The sequence below is a fragment of the Amphibacillus xylanus NBRC 15112 genome, assembly GCF_000307165.1.
GTDB lineage: Bacteria > Bacillota > Bacilli > Bacillales > Amphibacillaceae > Amphibacillus > Amphibacillus xylanus.
In genome coordinates this window covers 493,796-513,711 of record NC_018704.1, presented here as the reverse complement: position 1 = coordinate 513,711, position 19,916 = coordinate 493,796, and the positions used below count along the sequence as shown (strand labels likewise).

Genomic DNA, 19,916 nt, shown 5'->3' with positions numbered 1-19,916 from the left:
ACAAAAATGGCTTTGAACACTTTTTTTGTTCAGAGCCATTTTTATACTTAATTGACTAGTTTTGTCCCAGCTTCTATTAAAATAGATGATTAGTTTACCAAAACATCTTTGCCAACTTATTTTTCATTCTTAAAATACTGTTTAACTAAAAACTTCATTAGATCATCAGGCTGTTCTTTAACGAATTCAGCTCGATCTCCAAATACCATTCCATATGGAGCGTCAGAACTATATGGCTCCCACTTCGGCATATCTTCGCCAGTAGAATCCTTTCCATTAGGATCTCCACTACTAATAAAGTTAGCTAAATAGTTTGTCATTTGACGGGCAAGATCATAATGTTTACCTACAAAAGGTCTCCAGCACTTGGCTAGTGTTTCAAAGAAGAACCATAGATCCGCCGAATGGAATGTTCCCGGGTTATCCCAACCAGGTATTTCCGGATCAAAGTTATAGTAATAAAGTGGCGTATTAGCTCCACTATCAGAATTTGCCTGTCCAGCAATTCGTATCGCATATTCAATCGTTCTTATAGAGGCATTTTTTATCACCTCTTCTAAACTATTTGATTCAACGTTACATAGTTTTAAAAATTCATCTGCATCTGAACCAAATAGCTGAACCGCCATTTGCTTAAACTCATCCAGATTAGAAACCTTCGGAACACTATAGAATTCATCTGATGTATGACCTAACATGACTGGAACCATCAAGCGCTTATTTTCCATAAACAGCTTAAGTGGATCTCCCATAACAAACTGGTTATCTACTACTGGACCCCAGAAGGCTTTATATTCTAGCATTTTTTGACGAACGAATTCACCATCTAGTGCACGGGCTTCCGTCAATGAAGATACTCCTAGAAAATCAAAAAACTTAACGCCAGCTTCTTCCACCTCTGCTAAAGTTCTACCGCCACCCGGTATCCTTTCATCTCTGTAAACGCTTGCAAAAACACCACTTAGAACGACAGCATTATTAAAGAGCCCTTCATTTTGAGGTGAGGTTAACTGGAACATGACACTTCCTCCACCTGCTGACTGACCACCAATCGTAATGTTGTCAGGGTCACCACCAAATGCTGCGATGTTACACTTAACCCATTTTATACCAGCCTGCTGATCTAGTAAACCAAAGTTTGTAGGTGCATGTGGTGCTTCAGCAGTTATCTCAGGGTGTCCGAGAAAACCGAATACATTCAGACGATAATTCACCGTAACAACAATTGCACCCCTACGAGCAATTCTCTCACCATCAAATTCCATTTCGGCTGTATAACCATACTGGAACCCACCACCAAAGAACCACACATAGACTGGTAGCTTTTCATCAGTGCTAGTTGCCGGTGTCCATACGTTAAGATATAGGTTATCCTCATCCATTGGAATCTCCGGATCCACATGCCATTCACGAGCATAAAAGTCTTCTTTATTTAAACCTGGAGTAGCCTGCATAGATATTGGCGCAAACTCAAAAGCATTTAGCGTACCTTCCCAATTAAGAGCTGGCTGTGGCGCACGCCAACGATTTTCCCCAACAGGCGGAGCTGCGAATGGTATACCTTTAAAAACTGTTATCCGAGGATCTGCCGCTGGTAAGCCTTTAATCAAACCGTTTTCTACTTTTACCTTTCTTAACATCATTCAGTTCTCCTCTCAATTGTTCCTTGTCTAAAAGCTCAGTTCACACCACAATCCCATGAGGAAAAAGTAAAGGACCATAGATTTTATCTTTGACTGGTTTTCTATTGCATACAAAGGTGTCAATATGGTATGACCCAAGAGCTACATAAGGATTTTCCTTAATGTCCTAAATGTAGCACTGGATTTATATTGAGTCAACAGGTTAAAGCTTATGTCTTTTAGTACTAATAGATTAATAAAACCAAGACATCTTATGATATGCTCCCCCTAAAGTAGACATCTAAAAAACAAAACTACTTTAGGGGGGTTTTTATGCGTTCTAATAGTAAATATTCTGTTGTTTTATACACCTAAAGTATAAATTTCCATAGTTCAATTAATAAATAATGCTAAAATCAATCTTTACTTTTCTTTGTTTTTTATTTTTGAACACACCTTATCTGTACTTTATAGAAATAATTAAAAAGTTTAGGCAAAAATAAAAGATATAAGTCTTTAATTTGAGTACTCTTCAACAATCTTTTCAACATAAGCTAACCTTCCACGACCTAGGGCGGCATAATAAGTAGCATGCTTTCTACAAGCATCAATAGCTTTTTTAAAAGCTAACTCTCCATAATCTTCATAAATCGCCTTTAAAAAATATCTAGTAGAGTATTCATTAAGAGTTCTTGTATATCTTTCGCCATTCATCATTGCATAAAAAGCTGAAATATAATCTCCAGCTGATCCAGAATTCATATTTACTCTATCTGCAATTTCATCTCTACCTTCCGTTCTTCCTAACTTTCCTTCAAATACCTTTTTAGAGATATCATAAGCGTAAGCTACCATTTCACTAGTAATGCTAGAATTATTGGCATTATCTACAGATAGAATAGAAGCTGTATCAATTTCTTCTAATGTCGATTTTAATTTATCATATTGGGAGATTAGCCAGTTGAAATTTTCTAAATATAGCTCTGGGTTAAACACATCTGTTTCTATAGAATGAAGTATCCTTTTTGCGGTGCTAGTTTTACGGCTTGTATACCACTCAAGTTCAGATCCATACATGCTTTCTATTTCATTCCTTAAGAGCTCTAGCCTTTTAAATGTCTCAGGTTGATGAACATAGATACCAATCCGTAAAATATTTTGTTTCATAATTTGAAAAAAGATATAGTATTCACTATTTCCAATAGCTACATCATACCAATTTACATGAGCGGGTTTTTGTGAGGCTATATCCTTCCCTCTATCAATTGACTTACAATAATCAACAAAGCTCCTCCAAAAATCGAGTCGTCGCTGTTGGAGATCTGTTAACCCCTCCTTTAAAAATGAAGAGCTACTATCTGTTTCAGGTAAATCATTTGTTGTAGGCTCTGGAATTTCTGGCACTTCATCTCTCTCTTCATTAACAAAGTCAATATGGAGCAACTCATTTTTTTGTTCTACTGTAAAGTCGAGACCCCACCTATTCTCCATAAATTCTAAAAGCTTTAAACCTCTATTTAAAATAGCTTTAGGAGTCCAGTCTTCTTCTATAGCCACTTCTATCTCTGAATGTGATCCATTAATGTAACCTCTTCTTTTTGATGAAGGATTCTTCTTATCGGGGAAACTATCATTTTGCAAAGAAGAATTTATGCTCTGTGCAAGAGGTAATAGATTACCTAAACTAGCAGACAAAATCTTTATTTCCTCTTCATTAAAATGACGGAATTGATTACGCCAATACCATTTAGTTGGTGTTTGAGGCAAAATATGTTCAATTGTAATTTTGTCTTTTTCAACCTTAGAAAACATCCGCCAGTCTATTTTTTGAATATTGTTTTTAGTAGATAAGTGGCTTTCATATTCGTATAAAAAATATCTTAAATCTCGCCAACCATAAAAGCCTAAACCCGAATCAAAGCGTCTATCTGTTCTAGCTATAAAGTTTGTTATAATTGGATTTAAATCATTATCTATTGTCTCCATTAAATCATCTGCCACAGATTTCAAACTTGTTTTTCTCTGTAAAACATCTCTTGCCTTATTATAATAATAGCTACTTTTATAGCTGGCATTATATCCCGCCATTCTAAAGCAAAGAAATATGAATCGTTCTATTTCTTTAAAAAGTAAAACACGTTCCTCCGCTTCAACTTCATTTTTGAGAGACAAAGATATAGCAACTAGTGGTCTAAAATATCCGATTCCAATTCTATTTAATTTATTTATCCATTGCTTTTCTTCAGCAGATAATTCATCACTATCATGAGGAAAATAAGTGTAATACCAGTATTCTGCGATTTCCTTAAGACTACTTACATAAGCATTTATCTCACTTGGAGATAATTTGCTTACTAGGATAGTTTCCTCTTCCGTAGATTCAATCACATCCTCATCATCAAAATCTTCATCCTCAGTTTGAGGTTCAGCTATTTCATTATCAATTGTAACAGGATGCTTATCAAATACATTTTTTGAAGAAAATTTATTCAATAAAAACTTAATATAGTCATCGCCTTTTCTTCGGGTATACTGAAAGTAAACTGTCCAATGAGCCCTTAAAAATTCATCATCAGCTAAGGGGTGGTTTTGATTTCTTCCTAGCTGATAATATACTTCTTTCCAAGCATCATTGATATTCTTTCTTAATTGTCCTTTATCCTTATCGTCTAACTGTTCATCATCAAACAAAGTTGTTAAATAGATAAGTCTGTTTTTTAAAAGTTCTAAGTTACTAAGTTTTTTTCCTCTATTATTCATTGTCTCAAAGGCCACAAAAACATCGTAATCATCCTCAATTTCATGTAGGTTAAACATTAGTTTTAATGTAAGCCTTTTGTATAGTTTTTCAATCCCATCCATGCCTTCTGCTTCAAATAAAGACTCAAGGTTTCTAGCAAAGAACTTTTTTGCATACATAAGATTTTGAGTATAATAAGTCTCAACAATTGTTCCACCAAATTGTTCTTCAAATATTTTATGTTTTAAGTAATTATAGCTAGGATTGTCTAGCTCATATCCAAACATATATGTTTTAATCATGTTTTCTGGTGGCCGACTCTTCATTATGTACTTTTCTGTAATCGCTTTGACGGATTCAAATCCTATGAATATCTTATCATCCGATTTTTCTTGATTTTCATCTAACCGCTTAATAAAAGATATTATCTCATACATAAGTATAGAAAACGTGGTTAATCTTTGCTGACCATCTACAACATGATATGCCTTATAGCCAATATCAATTAACCAGCTATCTTCTCCCCATAAGCGTAAACTTTCTTTATTAACAGCTTTTAAAGATAAAAGTCCAGTATAATGGTATCTATCTTCATGAAGATTTAATAAATCCTCCCAAAAATCTACTAGCTGTTCTTTCTTCCATGCATATCCCCTTTGATAATCTGGTATTCTAAATAGTCTATTTTGAAATAGTGTTGATAAAGAAATTAATTCATTTGACATTTAGGCACTTCCTCCTTCCAGAGACATTAATCTTCATTGCTTTCTATTTCTTTTAAAGTTCTTCCCTTTTTATCTAACCACATAATCATGCCATTAGCACTGGCATATGTTACAAAACCTGCTGCAGAAGGGCTTGTAAAAAGTATATCCTCTTGAAGCATGCCACATTTTATCCTATCACTATATCGCTCTCTCAAATTATTAATAGTCTCTGGGCAACTTTTAGTAGGATTAATAGAAACTAACGCACCTTTGTAAACAACAAATCCTTCATTAGTTCTTCGGCCTTTGGCTTCAGCTTTAGAAGTTTTCAAAAATAATAAAGGCTCATCATCAATTTCTACTTCCTTAATTTCTTTATTAGTTGGCTTTTCTTCAAGGGATTCAAATACTCGATGACCGAATGTCCCCATAACTATTTCAGCATACTCTATAAACTCCTCCAACTCACTTTCTTTTTCTTCAGTTACATTACCTGACGTTGGATCGCTATTGTTTTTAACACTATATCTTCTTGCGTTTTTAGCTAAATTAAAAAATCTATTTTCTAAATAGCTTATTTCAGTTGGCCCAAAAGAATTGTTTGAAGTAGTAAAGACAACTGCTTCTGTCCAATAATCTTTGCTATCATCTCTTTTATGTTCCTGCAGACGATAAAGTAAGCCCTCACCATTTTTTCTTGCCCCTGCTTGACCAATGTAGACAATATTTTCTCCCGTTTCATCAGATGTCCCAAATAAAAAGTAAACGCCACTTTGCTTAAGATCTTCCCGCTCTTTACATTTATCAAGTTCTGTTCTAGGTATTTTATAAGCAACACCCGTCCAATTAGCGAGAGTACATTTTATCCTCCCAACAGCTGTCCCATCCATCAGAAATAAATTTATGCTTTTACCCCGCACCGCCATCTTTCCACCCCCTCTTAATATATTGATATAAAAATCCTTTATATTAAATACTGATTGATCTATTGAAAAGGTTTATTCACCAAAAACTTCGAGTTCGAACATTCTTTTAGCATCTTCCCTTAGCGACTTAATATTTAACCTTAATCTCTTTATCTCTCTTTTCTTAGAAAATATTCTATCACATATTTCTTCTTGTTTTTTTATAGAAGGTAACGGAATAACAAAGTTTTCAAAGAAATTAGCACTTACTCTTTGTTGCCCTGCCGAACCAGTAAAATAATAGTGTGCCGTTTTCTTATACTGCGTGTTCTCAAGAGGCAATATCTATATTTAATAGTTTCTTGCTATCTGTTCTAATCACATGGTATTCTGTAGAGCCATAACCAAAGCCATTTTTCAATTTTTTTGCTACTGCACATTTTCCATTTTGCATAGACGGAGTAATTTTTGCCCAAAGTACATCATCTTCCATGAATCTAGTATAGCCCTTAGAAGCTGATACACTCCCTTCATATCTATGAATAATTTCACCATATATATCTGAAATACACTCCATTGGTAAAAATGAGATTAGAGATTCGTCACTAATGGTTTCATAATTAGTTCTTGGATTAATATGAGCAGCACTACTTAACCTAACATTTTCAAATAAATTTGATAAAATGATTTCATCTGGCCCACCTAGTGCTAAGTTAAATTCAACTCCCCATTTTATGAGCTTTTTAAAGTTGGTAAATTGAAGTTTACTTGTTGTCTTATTAGATTCTTCAATTTTCTTAATTCCCAATTCTTCAAATAGAGCACTGTCTAAACTATCTTCTAGCTCTTTAACATTGTTCTCTAATAATTTTGATTTATCAATTACGTTATTTAGGTTTTGCAATTTTTTCTTCCGGGTTTCTATATCGGGTATTGGGATTTCTATATCTGAAAGGTTTTTATGAAAGTGTTTGCCTTACAGAGCCCGTCGTTCTTGCTTTAATTAATTTTTAGTTTAGTCTGTCAAATTAAGCGAGACAACATACCTTTCTCAAATGCTTGATCAACAAGTTTCATGAAATACTCAATTGGTGTTAAGTATCCCAAGGACTTTCTTGGAATATTATTTCGCCAGTTGAAAACTTTGGATATATACGCCTGTGGAACTGGCTTGAAATCTATCTCTTTTGGTAATCCGTTCCGTCTCATTAGGCCATTTGAATGTTCATTTAATCCACGTTGAGACGGTGTGCCTGGATCCATAAAGTATATGTCAATACCTTGTTCATTGCTGACTGATTTTATGACACAATAAATTGCTTCATGACCACGTTTAAGTTTTTCAGCAGTCTTTCGGCCTGAAAGACTGAAAGACTGCTATTCCTCTATGAATACCAGTTCTGTTTTAGTAAGATGGGTGTAGGACATGTCAGATACACCCTCCTTAACTTTGGTAGGTTATAGATGAGTATATCATGACATGTCTTTTTTTGGTATCTCACTTAATATTACAATTCAAGATTGTAAATAATATGCTATACTTATATCTAACTACTGCTAGTTGCATATCAGCAGATAAATATTCAATTAAAACAAAAATATAATGGAGGCATAGATATGTGGTTAATATTAGGGCTTATTGCTATAGTAGCAACTTTTATAAATCTTTATATGTATAAAGTAGGAAAAGACTATAGACTTGCTATGGCAATGGGGTTATCATTTACGGCATTGACACTCTGTGCAGAACATAGCCTTATATCCAATTGGGTAAAAGGTGAAGATTGGTCGGCTTTATTAGATGTTGTACCTACTATGGAAAAGACGTTATGGATTCTAACAGTTGTTTGCATTTTACTAAATATAGCACCTATATTTTTAGAACTAAAAAATAAAAAAATAATTACTTAGTTTCGCTGAACTGAACCCTATTTTGTAGACAGTTTAATAAAAAGCGATAAGTTGCTCTTATGCTGCGATTAGATGACTTCGGTAGGTTGCCGGGGTCATCTTATTTAATGTCCATTACTTTCTTGTATGATTGTAATGATTCATATACTCTACGACTAGTGTATGGATAGGTTACACTTAGTTGGACAGATTCGTTAAGGTCATCTAAACTTAATACAATAAAAGTCGGAGGAGTGTCTAGAATGACCAGAAGACCAAGAAGATCATTTACAAAAGAATTTAAACAACAAGTTATCCAACTTTATTTGTCAGAAAAAACCACGAGCTGAAATGATAAAAGAATACGAATTAATGCCTTCGACGTTCGATAAATGGGTTCGCCAGCACAAAACAAGTGGATCTTTTGAAAAAAAAGATAATCGAACATCTGAACAGGAAGAGCTGATTCGTCTTCGTAAAGAAAACCAAAGACTTGCGATGGAAAATGATATGTTAAAGCAAGCCGCGCTGATAATAGATTGATGCGTAAATGTGATTCGAAATAACAAATACAAATACTCGATATCAGCAGTCTTTTTATGTACCGAGTAACCGCAGGTACAATGTGTGACGTCCTACAAATTCCACAAAGCACCTACTATTATGAAGCTAAAATACGTGATAATCAAGACGATGAATTATCCGAATTAATTGTTAAAATCTTTAAAGATAGTCGCGACATTTACGGTCAAAGAAAAATTAAAAAAGAACTATAAAAGCTAGGCTCTAAAGTTTCACGCCGCCGAATTGGTAGAATTATAAAAGCGCAGGGACTTGTCTCTAAATACACGGTAGCACAGTTTAAACCTAATAAATCATAAGTAAATGAATCTGAAATCGGAAATAAGTTGAACCATGAATTCACTCAAGATACAGAGTTAAAAGTTGTTGTCAGTGATTTAACATATGTGCGGACACAGAATAATTGGCATTATATTTGCGTGTTAGTCGATCTATTTAATCGAGAAATCATAGGTCAAAGTTCTGATCCACGAAAAAGATTTAGCTCTAGTTCAAAAAGCGTTCGCTTCGGTTAAATACAATCTAAATCACCTTCAATTATTTCACACAGATCGTGGGAGTGAGTTTAATAACCAGTTAATTGACCAAGCCTTAGAAGCATTTGGCATTGAACGATCATTAAGTGATAAAGGTTCTCCCTATGACAACGCAGTAGCTGAAGCAACATTTAAGACGATCAAAACAGAATTCGTGAATGGACGAATATTTACAAGTCAAGAAGAGCTAGAATTAGAATTATTTGATTACGTCAATTGGTTTAACAATATTCGCATCCATGGTTCACTAGATTATTTAACACCAACAGAAACCAAGCACAGTTACAAGCAAACTAATATGACAAGCACCACTTTACTTGGAGAGGCGGGCTGTGATAGCCTTTTACGCCATAGCCAGCGTTGTTTGTTTAGATTGGCTGACAAGGCTATCGAAATCATGCCCGCAGAGGCTCCGAGTCAAGTGATAAAATAAAATTACTATTTTCATGAAGAACACTAATCGTGCGCGGTAAAACAGATCAATACACCTTATAAAATTTGTTCAGTTTAGTGTTGACATACCAAACTCATTAAAAACTAAGTTATGGTTCAATTGAAATAATAAGGTCATCAATATTTGGTACCTCATCAATTAATCCATATTCTTTTAGCCATTTTGCTGTTACCTCCCACGATTCCTTTTCTTGGTTAGCAAAACCTGCTTCGGATTTCATTTTTGGGAGTAAAATGTTCATACTTTCAGTTTCGACCTCTTTATCCAGAGGGAAATTTGCCTTATCTTGGTTGCTTAATAAAATATCTAAAGCTTCTTCTGGATTATCTATCATATCGTCAAATCCTTTACGAGCAGCCCGCCAAAAGGCTTTGATTGTTTCTTGATTATTTTCCCACGTTTCGTCACTCGTTACCGCTACAACTTCATAGTAACTAGGCACTCCGTAATCTACTGGGTTTATATAATCAACCTCGTATCCTTGACTACGCAATAAAGGCACTTCATGGTTGACGAACATTCCACTAACGGCGTCGACTTGTTCAGAGATTAAAGAAGAACCTAATTCGAATTCAACGTTAATCATTTCAAGCTCATCATAGTTCCCACCATCATGTTCAACGATCGTTTTGACTAACGCTTCATTAATTGGAATACCAGGGTAACCAACTTTTTTATCGACTAATTCTTTTGGTGAATGAATTGGATTATCTTCTCGATATACGACGTGGTTTAATGGTTCACGAACGACTGCCGCAACAGCTTTAATTGGAATATCTTCATTCGCCTTCGCCATTATAACATCTGGCTGATAATAAAGGCCCATCGTTACTTTTCCAGAAGCGGCCAAGGTTAATGGATCTGTCGGATTCGCTGGGAATTGAAATGTAACAACGATATTTTCTTCCTCAAAATATCCTTTTTCCTGGGCTACATATAAATAACTATGTACAGCATTTGGATACCAATCTAACATAATCGAGACGGTTTCTTTTTCATCATTTGTTGTTGACTCTCTAGCATCCTTGCTCTCTGTTTCATCTTCAGTGCAAGCAACGAGCATCAATATTGTTATTAACATAAGGGAAAATAGCATCACTTTACTTCTCATCATAAACCCTCCATTTCATAAAAATTTTTTCTAAAAAAACGACAATAGCAAATAACAGCATACCTATTAATGATAAGATGACAATCGGAGCAAATACACCGGCTCCATCAAATTGAGCCATCATTCGACGGCTAAAATAACCTAACCCTGCTTGAGCTCCTAGCCATTCACCAATAGCAGCTCCAATCACACTCATCGGTACGGCAACTTTCATACCTGAGAAAAATGAAGGTAAAGCAGAAGGTACTTCAAGTTTAAAAAAGATTTGTCTTTTATTAGCTCCCATGGATTGTAATAATTCTTTTAATTGATAATTCGTTGAACGAAAGCCATCGAAAGTGCTGACTGTAATCGGGAAAAAGGTAATAATAATTGTGACGACTACTTTACTCCAAATCGAATAGCCAAACCATAAGACGAAAATTGGAGCAAGTGCAATGATCGGAATCGTCTGAGACGTTATTAAAATTGGATAAAACATTTTTTCTAAACTTTTAAATAGATTCATACTAATTGCTAAACTAATACCTAATACAATTGAAATAGATAGTCCGATTGCAATGACGCTTAATGTAATAGGCAGGTGATGTAACAATAATACTTCTTTCAGTTCCCACAAGGTCCATACAATATCTGTAGGTGTAGGTAAGATGAAACTTTTATCCACCATTCGTGCACCGATTTCCCAGATCGTTAGCAATATCAATATAAATATGAATGAACTGATATAATTTCGCATCATGACATCCTCGTTCTGAACTGTTCGATTAGTTGATTTTTTAATAATATGACTTCTCTTTTATCTAAATCATTCCTAGTGCGTGGTCTATTTAATGGAACTTCAATCGAGTGTAATGAAGTAATCGGGGTTTCTTTTACGATATAGACTCGATCTGATAAAAACAACGCTTCGGATATATCGTGTGTAATGAATAAGATGGTCGACTGTTGTTTTTCCCATTGTTCTAATAACCATTCTTGCATATACATCTTTGTCATTGCATCTAGGGCGGAAAATGGCTCATCGAGTAAAAGAATATCAGATCCAGATAAAGTTGCCCGCAAAAATGAAACCCGCTGTTTCATACCACCAGATAATTCGTGGGGGTATTTGTCTTCGTATCCTTCTAGTCCAAACTCTTTTAGAAGTATCTGCACTTGTTTATCGTCACGTTTCCTTTTAATTTCAGGAACGAGCTGGGCATTTTGTCTAATAGTTCTCCAAGGCATTAGCAAATCTTGTTGTGGCATATAGCCGACTTTTCCAAATCGAGATTGTTCAATACGTCCATTTAAGTAAATATCGCCCTCATTAGGTTGTTCAAGACCGACGATTAATCGGAAAATGGTGGACTTTCCTGAACCACTAGCTCCAACGATGCTGACGAACTCTCCTTTTGGAATCGAAAAAGTCAGTTTATTTAAAATAGGTCTTTCATCGTGTCCTCGTCCATATTGAAAAGATACTTCGTCAAATTTAATTGCAGTTTTATTTTCTTGAGACATATATTTACTCCTTACATGAAGGCGGAGATGTATTGAAGTCTTCTCCGCATCAATCGTTTATCAATTAAACGTTAGCTAATTTTGATACTGGCCACATCGAAATATTTTCTGCCATATCCCAAAACATATACTCAAAGTAGCTCGTTTTAATAAATATGTCTTCTAATTTATCTAACTCATGTTCGGGCTTACCTTTAGCAATTTCATTGATTAAATGGATACAATCATCAGCAATTTTCGTAAAGCCTTCTGATGAGTACATTTTTACCCAGTTGCCATACAATTCATGATCTAATGCATCTGGCCACTTAGCTAATTCCTTTCCGATCCAGTTGTAACTCCAAGCACACGCAAGGACTGCTGCGACTGCGTTTTCAACTCCACCGAGTTGTGCTTGGCTAATCATATAACTTGTATAAGCTGTCATCGTTGATGAGGGTTTCGTTGCTTCTAATGCTTCATTAGAAATACCAAATTTCTCAGCATATTCACGGTGTAAATCCATTTCAAAGTTCATTGTACCGTGTAGCAAATTAGCGAAAATTGTCATCGTTTTCAAATCGTTTGCTTTCGTAGCACCTATAGCAAAAACACGTGAATACTCGATTAAATAAACATAGTCTTGCTTCATATAATGAATAAACTTTCCTTTGTCTAACGTACCTTCTCCAATCCCTTTAACGAAAGGGTGCTCTAAATAACTGTCCCAAACGGGCTTTACTTTCTCAAATAAACGATCCGTAAATTGCATGTATATTCTCTCCCTATTTTATTATTTGAATAATGAACCAAAAAAACCATTCCTACAAGCGTAAGGAATGGTTTACAATACACAACAAAAATTAAGATAGTTGTTTTGTCCGCCATCACTTCCCTACGCTAGTATGACCTAGATCAGGTTCAAAGGGTCAAGACATGTCTTTCTCAGCAATATTGCTCCCCTAGTGATTCATTTATTCAGTTACTCATAGACAACCATAAAGTAAAGGTATTGTCAAGTGTCTATGTTTTTTAAGCGATCAAAATCACGGTTATTCATCAATGATTCGTCTATTTCCTCTAAAAATGAACATCAACACAGACAAATTGAAACGAATCCAAATGTGGCATCTGTTTCAGATCGCTCAATTCAATATACAGCTGAGTTTAAATTTAAGGCTGTTCAGGAAAATTTAGCAGGAAAAGGCCCAGTTCAAATCTTTAGAGTAGCTGGATTTGATTTAGAAATCATTGGATTAAAGAGAGCTCAGAGTGCATTGAACCGTTGGAGGTCTACCTATAAAACATTTGGTGAACAAGGTTTTCTAGAAGGGCGTCGTGGGAAAGGCAACACAGGTCGTCCGCGTGCTGAAAAACTATCAGCTTACAAAAAATTAGAGAAGGCTGAAGCACGTATTCGACTTTTAGAAGCTGAGTTAACACTTCTAAAAAAGCTCGACGAAATGGAAAGGGAGGCGAAGAAGAGACAGTTCTAACACCAAGAGAAAAATACCAAGCAATCAATGAAACAATTCGTCTGTATCAACTAAAAAATATGACACGCTATTTATGCCAAGTCGCGAATATCAGTCCAAGCGGCTATTATAAATGGCTTCAAAATGCAGAAAAATGATGCACTTCGTGAAGAATCAGATTATCAAGATTATTTATTACTGAAATCGATTTATGATAAAGCGAAAGAGAAAATTGGTTATCGAGGATTTTATATGGCGTTAGTTGATGTATTAGACCAACCCATGAATCATAAAAAGATTCTTCGTTTAATGCGTAAATTCAACTTATACGCAAAAGTACGTCGTGTGAATCCTTATCGCCATATAGCAAAAGCAACAGCGTCACACCGCCGTATACCAAATCATTTAAATCGCGAGTTTAACCAAGATGAGCCAGGGAAAGTATTCTTAACCGATATGACATACTTACAATATCGAGGTGGTCAAACAGCTTATTTATCTTGCGTAAAAAATGTCGCTACAAGAGAAATCGTCGCCTATGCACTATCAACAACACTTAAAATGTCGATTGTGTATGAGACACTTGAACAATTAAATATGCATCTAGATGGTAATCTTCATCTGGAAGCAACGATTCATTCCGATCAAGGGTTTCATTATACGCCTCCAGCAATTCAGTAACTTATAAAAGAATTGGAGCTAAAACAGTCGATGTCACGCCGAGGAAACTGCCTTGACAATGCGCCAATGGAGTCGTTCTTTGGTCATTTTGAAGATGAAGTGGATTATAAGGAAGCTGAAAACTTAGCTGAATTACATACGTTAGTCGTAGAGTATATGAATCATTACAACCATACAAGAAAGCAATGGACATTAAATAAGATGACCCCGGCAACCTACCGAAGTCATCTAATCGCAGCATAAGAGCAACTATATCCCTTTTTATTAAACTGTCTAGAAAATAGGGTTCAGTTCAAGTTACTGCTTTCAGTTTTTTTAAATAGAATTTCATTTATTCTGTCAACTCTCCAATTGGAAATCTATTCCATCAACTCAACCCCTATTTTTAGCACTTCTCACTCCAATAACAAAAAGGATTCCACCTGTTTATTCATATAAAATAAACATAGGTGAAACCATATAAACCTTATTCTATCAACACTTCAACTCTTCTTATCCGTCCACTCTTGACATCAATGCAACCAACTCGATGTGGGACGAGTTGATAGAATTGATGTATTTGCGTTTTTTAATGAAATAGTCGTATGCGGGAACATATCCACCATTTGTACCATTTACGAAGACTATTAACTTGGGTTTTATGGCATTTCAATCTCATTTATAAATTTATATTCTTGTGTGTATGCACCTTTGGCGAGTACTTTCAAGAGTGTACCTTCCTCAAGTCTAGTACTGGTCGTAAATACCACTTGTTTAGTCTCTCCTTTTTCAGTGACACCCTCCTCCTTATATTTATATCTTCCGTTATCATCTGCAGGTTCATTTTGAATCTCAATATAGACATATTCTTGTTCAAGCAATGGATTAAAACGATCGAATGGCTCGCGAAAGAAGAAATATAGGCTTCCAAAAACAACGACTACAACAATACAGGATATTAAGAACTTTTTCATAACTTTTCTTCCTTTCTATAGAGCATTTGTGACAATGCTTTTGTAATATTGAATAGTAAACACGGCAAACGTAAGATAGATGACAATATACGCTGCCATACTAATGATGATTGGGGTAATCATGCTTGCAGCCATGAGAACAGAACCTACGTTAAGAGCAAAAGCAGCATGAATTAACCCAATTCCCAGAGGAATTAAATAAACAAAGAGCTGTTTACGAATGATCCCTTTCATAATATCATTTACTCGAAATCCTAGTTGCCTTAGGGTTCGATAATGGTTCTTTTCTTGTTCAGCCTCTGTCATTTGTTTAAAGTACAAAATACTTCCTGTTGAAAGGATAAATACAAAGCCTAAAATACCGGCGATGAAAATAAGTATACCAAAGGTTTGACGGGATCCCTCGTATGTGGAATAAAAGTCAGTGATATATAGGTCACTATCCACATTCCTTAGAAAGATGTTAGAAGCCATATCTGATTTCTCAGTATCTAGTAAGTGAAACACATCAAATATCAACAGTTCTTTGTGCTCGTCCTCTAGGATGCTTTCCCTCATTTTCTCGAAGGTTTCATTAGAAACAAGTAATTGTTCGCCATAGAATCTGTAATTCATCACATTTTCAAGCCTAAACTTGGAGACTGTTAGTGAATTTGCTTGATGTTTTGATGCAAACTGCACTTTTTTTGGAAATGAGGTATCCATTCCCTCTATAATGGCTCGTGTATTATAGTAGATTGCTTCACCATCTTGGGGAATCTGAACATCTAATCCAGCCTGGTCCATTTGCTCTGCTGAAAAAAGCATAAACCTTCTATGGCGATTATCTACACTTGAATCCTGCTCTACCCATGTGCCATTAAATCGCATGGCTTCTAGTTGATAATGTTCGAATCCAATTTGCTCCTCCTCTAACCTACTTGATATAATAGCGGCTTCCTCCTGCATATTTTCCACTGCAAAGTCAAAAGGCATAGCCAATCTCACATCTTTTTCCGTTGAATAGTATAAGGAATATGAAAGTGAAATCATCGTAATGGTTGCAGCAGACAATACAGTGATTAAGGTTAAGGAATTGGCGTGACCTTTCATTCTGTGCATTAATGGGGCAACCGACAGGCTATTATACAAGCCCAGATTCCCATTTTTCTTTTTTCGAAAAACATTTAATATCCAGCTTATTGTCGTATGGAAGACTAAATAGGTTCCCAGTATGGTACTAGCTAGGACTACTAACATAAGAAACATCAGCAAATCTGCATGCTCTACAATCAAGGTAGACACATAATAGCCAAACCCTATTAAACTTAATCCTGCTATCCCTAAAATGCTTGAAAGGATAGTTGGACGCTTGACAAAGTAATCATTTTGATTATTTGCTTTAAACAATTGTATTAGTGTTCTGCGATAAACTGTCAATATAATTTGTAATGATGTGACAGCAATTAAGCAAGTAAAAACTGCAATTGTTTGGATGACTGCTTGGCAGGATAAGGTTAAACCAACCATAGCTTCAAGACCTATCAGGTTCATAAACAGTAAAAGAAAGAGTCGCGAGAGCAAAGCTCCAACGATCATTCCAATAAGTAAAGCTCCTAAAGCAAGAATAGTGTGCTCCAAGATTAGTACCCGAGCTACCCAAGCCTTAGACAAGCCAATTAACTGATACAATCCAATTTCTTGACTACGCCTTCTAATAAAGATGCTCGTAGCGTACATCGTAAAAACAATGGTAATGAAAATAAGTAATAATCCAGCCACTTGAAAGGCCGTAGAGAAGAGGGTACTATCATTGGCCATATTCATAATAGTTCGGTCATTCTGCAGGGTAGCAAAGATAAAATACAAACTTATACTGAAAATCATCGAGAAAAAATAGAGATAATACATTTTGATGTTCTTTCGCATGCTGCGAGTCACTAATTTTTTTATAGTCATTTCTAGCTACCCCCTCCAAGAACAGCTTGCATATCGAGAATATCCTTAAAGAAGTATTCTCTCGTTTTCTCTCCCCGATACAATTCAGAAAAAACTCTTCCATCCTTTAGAAAGATTACCCGATTACAATAGCTCGATGCCAACGGGTCATGAGTAACCATAACTATAGTGACTTGGCGTTTTTTATTAATCTCACATAACTTTTCTAATAAATTAGAAGCTGCTTTTGAGTCAAGGGCTCCAGTAGGTTCATCAGCAAAAACAATTGCAGGTGAGTGAATTAACGCTCGCGCTGCAGAAGTTCGTTGCTTTTCACCTCCTGAAATTTCGAAAGGGTATTTATTGGCCAACTGCTTGATTCCTAACATCCCCGAAATTGCATTAAACTCTTTTTCGGCCTCATCTTTACTTATTTTTGTTAGAGAAACAGGTAACAATATGTTTTCTTTTACCGTTAATGTATCAAGCAAATTGTAATCCTGAAAAATAAAGCCTAGATGCTTTCGCCTAATATTTGATAGTTGGGTATCTTTCATTTTTGAAATCTCTTGATCATTTATAAAAATATTTCCTCCTGTGGCACGATCAATTGTGGCTAAGGTGTTGAGTAGTGTTGTCTTACCAGAACCCGAAGGACCCATGACACCAACAAACTCACCTTCTATAACACGAAGATTTATTCCTTTTAAGACCTCTTGAGTATTTCCCTTTGTGCCATAAGATTTACGTACATCCTCAGCTAGTAAAACGGTCTGCAATGTATTTTGCTTTTTCATCATATCCACTCCAATAAAGTTATATGTATATTGTAGTATGTTTGTGGATCTATGTCGTAAGCTTTAGGTGATAAAACGAAAGCGAATGTGATATTTCTGTCACCTAATAAAATAAATAGTAGTTAGGTTTTCAATAACCTAACTACTTCAGTATGTCTGATTTATATGATCTCCTAATACGTTCAAATGGATTCTCACTAGTAAATATCATTGAAATAGATGTGCCTTCACCAACAACTGAATCAACCTCAAGTTGAATATTCAACTTCTTGCTAACTTCCTTTGCAAGGTAAAGCCCCATTCCAGTAGATGAGCGTTGGATTCTTCCCTGTTCTCCAGTAAAGCCTTTATCAAATATACGCGGCAGGTCATGTGCTTGAATACCAGGCCCTTCATCTTTAATTTTTACCATAACGAGTTCATTTTCATAGAGGCCAATGTTAATGAATATATTTCCATCTATTGGACTGTACTTAATTGCATTGGTTAAAAGCTGTCTTATAACAAACCCACACCACTTGTTATCAGTATACGTATACCTTTTATCACCTAGTAAATCAATGGCTATATTTTTTTCCATACACCAGGTTGATAGCTCACGAATCTCTTGTCTTATCAGAGCGTTGACTTCTAGTTTTTGTGGCAATAGGTCTGCTTCTAGGGTATCTAATCGTGAAATATAAAGCTGTCTATCTAGTAATAAGTGTAACTTTAACCAATTTGAATCAAGTCTTTGAGCTAATTCATTGGAAGGATGGGCATCTATGGTAATCTTCATGGCTGTAAGGGGAGTTTTCATTTCATGAACCCATGATGAAAGATCGTTATGGTCCATTTGTTGAGAGTAGTGATCCTCGAGACGTTTGTTTTGCTCAAACTCATGGATTGTTTGTAAAAGTGTATATACAATACTGTCTGGAAAATGGACATGAGGAGGAGAAATACTTTCAAACCAATCATCGTCCAAATCTCTAAAAAGTCTAAGCAGAGATTTATAATAGGAGGTCTCTTTTTTGTATCTCCAAATAAAAAAAACAGCAAAAATTATTAGAAACAACCCATTTAAATAAATAAGTGAAGAGGGCTCCACATTAATCCCCCCATCAAATATAATTAAAACATTAGTAAGTATAAGAAACAGCATAATTAGAGCAATCCAACTTTTTTTATAAATAAGATAAGTGATAAACAATTTGCACCCTCCTAGAGTGTAATGGCCATATACCCTTGTCCCTTTTTTGTCACAATTCCTTCTTCTAAATTAAGTGCAGAAAGCTTTTGTCGTAGTCTTGTGATATTAGCTGTTAGGGTATTATCATTAATAAATTGATCATCGTCCCAGAGTATTTTCATCAATTCATGACGGGAGATAATGTTATTATTTGATTTGACTAACACCGAGAGAATTAAAAATTCATTTTTCGTAAGTTCGACAGTTTTATCACCCTTACGAATTCCTCCACTCCTTAAATCAATAATTGCTTCATTCCATTCAATTATATCGAAGGATGCTTCTTCATAGGTATAGGTTCGGCGAAGAAGCGCCTGTACTTTTGCCAGAAGAACATCCATATTAAATGGCTTCTGTATGTAATCATCTGCTCCTAAATTCATGGCCATGACCATATCCATGGCATGATCTCTTGAAGAAAGAAAAATAATAGGAACTTTAGACACTTTACGTATCTCTCTACACCAGTGAAAGCCATCAAACTTAGGAAGTTGTATATCAATAATGACTAGATGGGGCCTGTGCGCTACAAAGTCTTCCAGTACATTAGAAAAATCACTTGGAAAACTTACCTCATATGCCCATTGGCTTAACCCCTCATTTAAAGCTTCTAACAGAAGAGGATCATCTTCAATAATAAAGATGTTCATATTCATTTGGATATCTCCTTCCTATTCACAAAAGTACCTTATTTTCATATTGAAGACATTATAAATTATAAACTTCAATATTAGTGTACATGATATACAAAAACTATTTAAGTATAAAAAATGAATTATTGATAAAGCATTCATTAAACCCTTATTTGATTTGCTGTGATTCTCTTTACT

Annotated in this window: 15 protein-coding genes, 4 pseudogenes and 1 riboswitch; of the genes and pseudogenes, 3 read left to right on the top strand and 16 right to left on the bottom strand. The window is 35.3% G+C overall.

Annotated elements, in window-relative coordinates; all coding sequences use genetic code 11:
* Window positions 1-116: 116 nt before the first annotated feature.
* The 6 genes and pseudogenes from AXY_RS02695 to AXY_RS02670 form a co-directional block, all read right to left on the bottom strand.
* Complete coding sequence (locus AXY_RS02695) at window positions 117-1,640, bottom strand: carboxylesterase/lipase family protein (RefSeq protein WP_015009247.1); 1,524 nt, start codon at window positions 1,638-1,640, stop codon at window positions 117-119.
* 498 nt (window positions 1,641-2,138) lie between these two features.
* Window positions 2,139-5,087 carry a DUF4268 domain-containing protein gene (locus AXY_RS02690; RefSeq protein ID WP_015009246.1) on the bottom strand — a complete coding sequence of 983 codons (2,949 nt, stop codon included), beginning with the start codon at window positions 5,085-5,087 and terminating at the stop codon, window positions 2,139-2,141.
* 26 nt (window positions 5,088-5,113) lie between these two features.
* Window positions 5,114-5,995 carry a GIY-YIG nuclease family protein gene (locus AXY_RS02685; RefSeq protein ID WP_015009245.1) on the bottom strand — a complete coding sequence of 294 codons (882 nt, stop codon included), beginning with the start codon at window positions 5,993-5,995 and terminating at the stop codon, window positions 5,114-5,116.
* Window positions 5,996-6,067: 72 nt separating this feature from the next.
* Complete coding sequence (locus AXY_RS13155) at window positions 6,068-6,316, bottom strand: restriction endonuclease subunit S (protein WP_041450085.1); 249 nt, start codon at window positions 6,314-6,316, stop codon at window positions 6,068-6,070.
* Window positions 6,306-6,878, bottom strand: a complete 573-nt coding sequence (locus tag AXY_RS02675) for a restriction endonuclease subunit S domain-containing protein (protein WP_015009244.1) — start codon at window positions 6,876-6,878, stop codon at window positions 6,306-6,308. The genes AXY_RS13155 and AXY_RS02675 overlap by 11 nt, the downstream gene beginning before the upstream one ends.
* 119 nt (window positions 6,879-6,997) lie before the next feature.
* Window positions 6,998-7,276: pseudogene (locus tag AXY_RS02670) on the bottom strand (transposase); the annotation flags it as partial.
* Window positions 7,277-7,591: 315 nt separating this feature from the next.
* On the opposite strand from AXY_RS02670, the gene AXY_RS02665 reads away from it, so the two are divergent.
* Entirely contained in the window at window positions 7,592-7,885 is a 294-nt protein-coding gene (locus tag AXY_RS02665; RefSeq protein ID WP_015009242.1) for a hypothetical protein, read from the top strand.
* 57 nt (window positions 7,886-7,942) lie between these two features.
* Here AXY_RS02665 and AXY_RS13130 read toward each other — a convergent pair.
* Window positions 7,943-8,032 (bottom strand): annotated as a pseudogene (locus AXY_RS13130) (IS3 family transposase); the annotation flags it as partial.
* Window positions 8,033-8,127: 95 nt separating this feature from the next.
* Between AXY_RS13130 and AXY_RS12480 the strand changes: the two are divergent.
* Window positions 8,128-9,247 (top strand): annotated as a pseudogene (locus tag AXY_RS12480) (IS3 family transposase); the annotation flags it as partial.
* A gap of 277 nt (window positions 9,248-9,524) precedes the next feature.
* On the opposite strand, the gene AXY_RS02650 reads toward AXY_RS12480, so the two are convergent.
* The 4 genes from AXY_RS02650 to tenA all read right to left on the bottom strand — a co-directional run bounded on the left by AXY_RS02650 (window position 9,525) and on the right by tenA (window position 12,804).
* Complete coding sequence (locus AXY_RS02650) at window positions 9,525-10,547, bottom strand: ABC transporter substrate-binding protein (RefSeq protein WP_015009237.1); 1,023 nt, start codon at window positions 10,545-10,547, stop codon at window positions 9,525-9,527.
* Window positions 10,537-11,286: an ABC transporter permease gene (locus AXY_RS02645; RefSeq protein WP_015009236.1), complete on the bottom strand. Its 750-nt coding sequence runs from the start codon at window positions 11,284-11,286 to the stop codon at window positions 10,537-10,539. Before AXY_RS02645 ends, AXY_RS02650 begins: the two co-directional genes overlap by 11 nt.
* Window positions 11,286-12,053: an ABC transporter ATP-binding protein gene (locus tag AXY_RS02640; protein WP_015009235.1), complete on the bottom strand. Its 768-nt coding sequence runs from the start codon at window positions 12,051-12,053 to the stop codon at window positions 11,286-11,288. The genes AXY_RS02645 and AXY_RS02640 overlap by 1 nt, the downstream gene beginning before the upstream one ends.
* 64 nt (window positions 12,054-12,117) lie before the next feature.
* The gene (tenA, locus tag AXY_RS02635; RefSeq protein ID WP_015009234.1) at window positions 12,118-12,804 is read right to left on the bottom strand and encodes a thiaminase II; all 687 of its coding nucleotides are present in this window, start codon (window positions 12,802-12,804) and stop codon (window positions 12,118-12,120) included.
* 103 nt (window positions 12,805-12,907) lie between these two features.
* A riboswitch (TPP riboswitch) is annotated at window positions 12,908-13,006 on the bottom strand.
* A 51-nt stretch (window positions 13,007-13,057) separates the two neighbouring features.
* Here tenA and AXY_RS12475 point away from each other — a divergent pair.
* Window positions 13,058-14,431 (top strand): annotated as a pseudogene (locus tag AXY_RS12475) (IS3 family transposase).
* Window positions 14,432-14,826: 395 nt separating this feature from the next.
* Here the strand turns inward: AXY_RS12475 and AXY_RS02620 are convergent.
* The 5 genes from AXY_RS02620 to AXY_RS02600 all read right to left on the bottom strand — a co-directional run bounded on the left by AXY_RS02620 (window position 14,827) and on the right by AXY_RS02600 (window position 19,742).
* Window positions 14,827-15,141 carry a YxeA family protein gene (locus AXY_RS02620; RefSeq protein WP_015009230.1) on the bottom strand — a complete coding sequence of 105 codons (315 nt, stop codon included), beginning with the start codon at window positions 15,139-15,141 and terminating at the stop codon, window positions 14,827-14,829.
* 15 nt (window positions 15,142-15,156) lie between these two features.
* A complete protein-coding gene (locus tag AXY_RS02615; protein ID WP_015009229.1) occupies window positions 15,157-17,079 on the bottom strand; it encodes an FtsX-like permease family protein in 1,923 nt (640 codons plus the stop codon).
* Between the two features lie 2 nt (window positions 17,080-17,081).
* A complete protein-coding gene (locus tag AXY_RS02610) occupies window positions 17,082-17,858 on the bottom strand; it encodes an ABC transporter ATP-binding protein (protein WP_015009228.1) in 777 nt (258 codons plus the stop codon).
* 139 nt (window positions 17,859-17,997) lie between these two features.
* Window positions 17,998-19,047, bottom strand: coding sequence for a sensor histidine kinase (locus AXY_RS02605; RefSeq protein WP_015009227.1), 1,050 nt, complete (start codon window positions 19,045-19,047; stop codon window positions 17,998-18,000).
* 11 nt (window positions 19,048-19,058) lie between these two features.
* Window positions 19,059-19,742 carry a response regulator transcription factor gene (locus tag AXY_RS02600; protein ID WP_015009226.1) on the bottom strand — a complete coding sequence of 228 codons (684 nt, stop codon included), beginning with the start codon at window positions 19,740-19,742 and terminating at the stop codon, window positions 19,059-19,061.
* Window positions 19,743-19,916: the final 174 nt, after the last annotated feature.

Coding starts and splice junctions, on each gene's coding strand:
- AXY_RS02650 (WP_015009237.1), bottom strand. CDS start 10,547: ATGAGAAGTAAAGTGATGCTATTTTCCCTTATGTTAATAACAATATTG.
- AXY_RS02695 (WP_015009247.1), bottom strand. CDS start 1,640: ATGTTAAGAAAGGTAAAAGTAGAAAACGGTTTGATTAAAGGCTTACCA.
- AXY_RS02690 (WP_015009246.1), bottom strand. CDS start 5,087: ATGTCAAATGAATTAATTTCTTTATCAACACTATTTCAAAATAGACTA.
- AXY_RS02685 (WP_015009245.1), bottom strand. CDS start 5,995: ATGGCGGTGCGGGGTAAAAGCATAAATTTATTTCTGATGGATGGGACA.
- AXY_RS02620 (WP_015009230.1), bottom strand. CDS start 15,141: ATGAAAAAGTTCTTAATATCCTGTATTGTTGTAGTCGTTGTTTTTGGA.
- AXY_RS02645 (WP_015009236.1), bottom strand. CDS start 11,286: ATGCGAAATTATATCAGTTCATTCATATTTATATTGATATTGCTAACG.
- AXY_RS02665 (WP_015009242.1), top strand. CDS start 7,592: ATGTGGTTAATATTAGGGCTTATTGCTATAGTAGCAACTTTTATAAAT.
- AXY_RS02610 (WP_015009228.1), bottom strand. CDS start 17,858: ATGATGAAAAAGCAAAATACATTGCAGACCGTTTTACTAGCTGAGGAT.
- AXY_RS02615 (WP_015009229.1), bottom strand. CDS start 17,079: ATGACTATAAAAAAATTAGTGACTCGCAGCATGCGAAAGAACATCAAA.
- tenA (WP_015009234.1), bottom strand. CDS start 12,804: ATGCAATTTACGGATCGTTTATTTGAGAAAGTAAAGCCCGTTTGGGAC.
- AXY_RS02600 (WP_015009226.1), bottom strand. CDS start 19,742: ATGAATATGAACATCTTTATTATTGAAGATGATCCTCTTCTGTTAGAA.
- AXY_RS02640 (WP_015009235.1), bottom strand. CDS start 12,053: ATGTCTCAAGAAAATAAAACTGCAATTAAATTTGACGAAGTATCTTTT.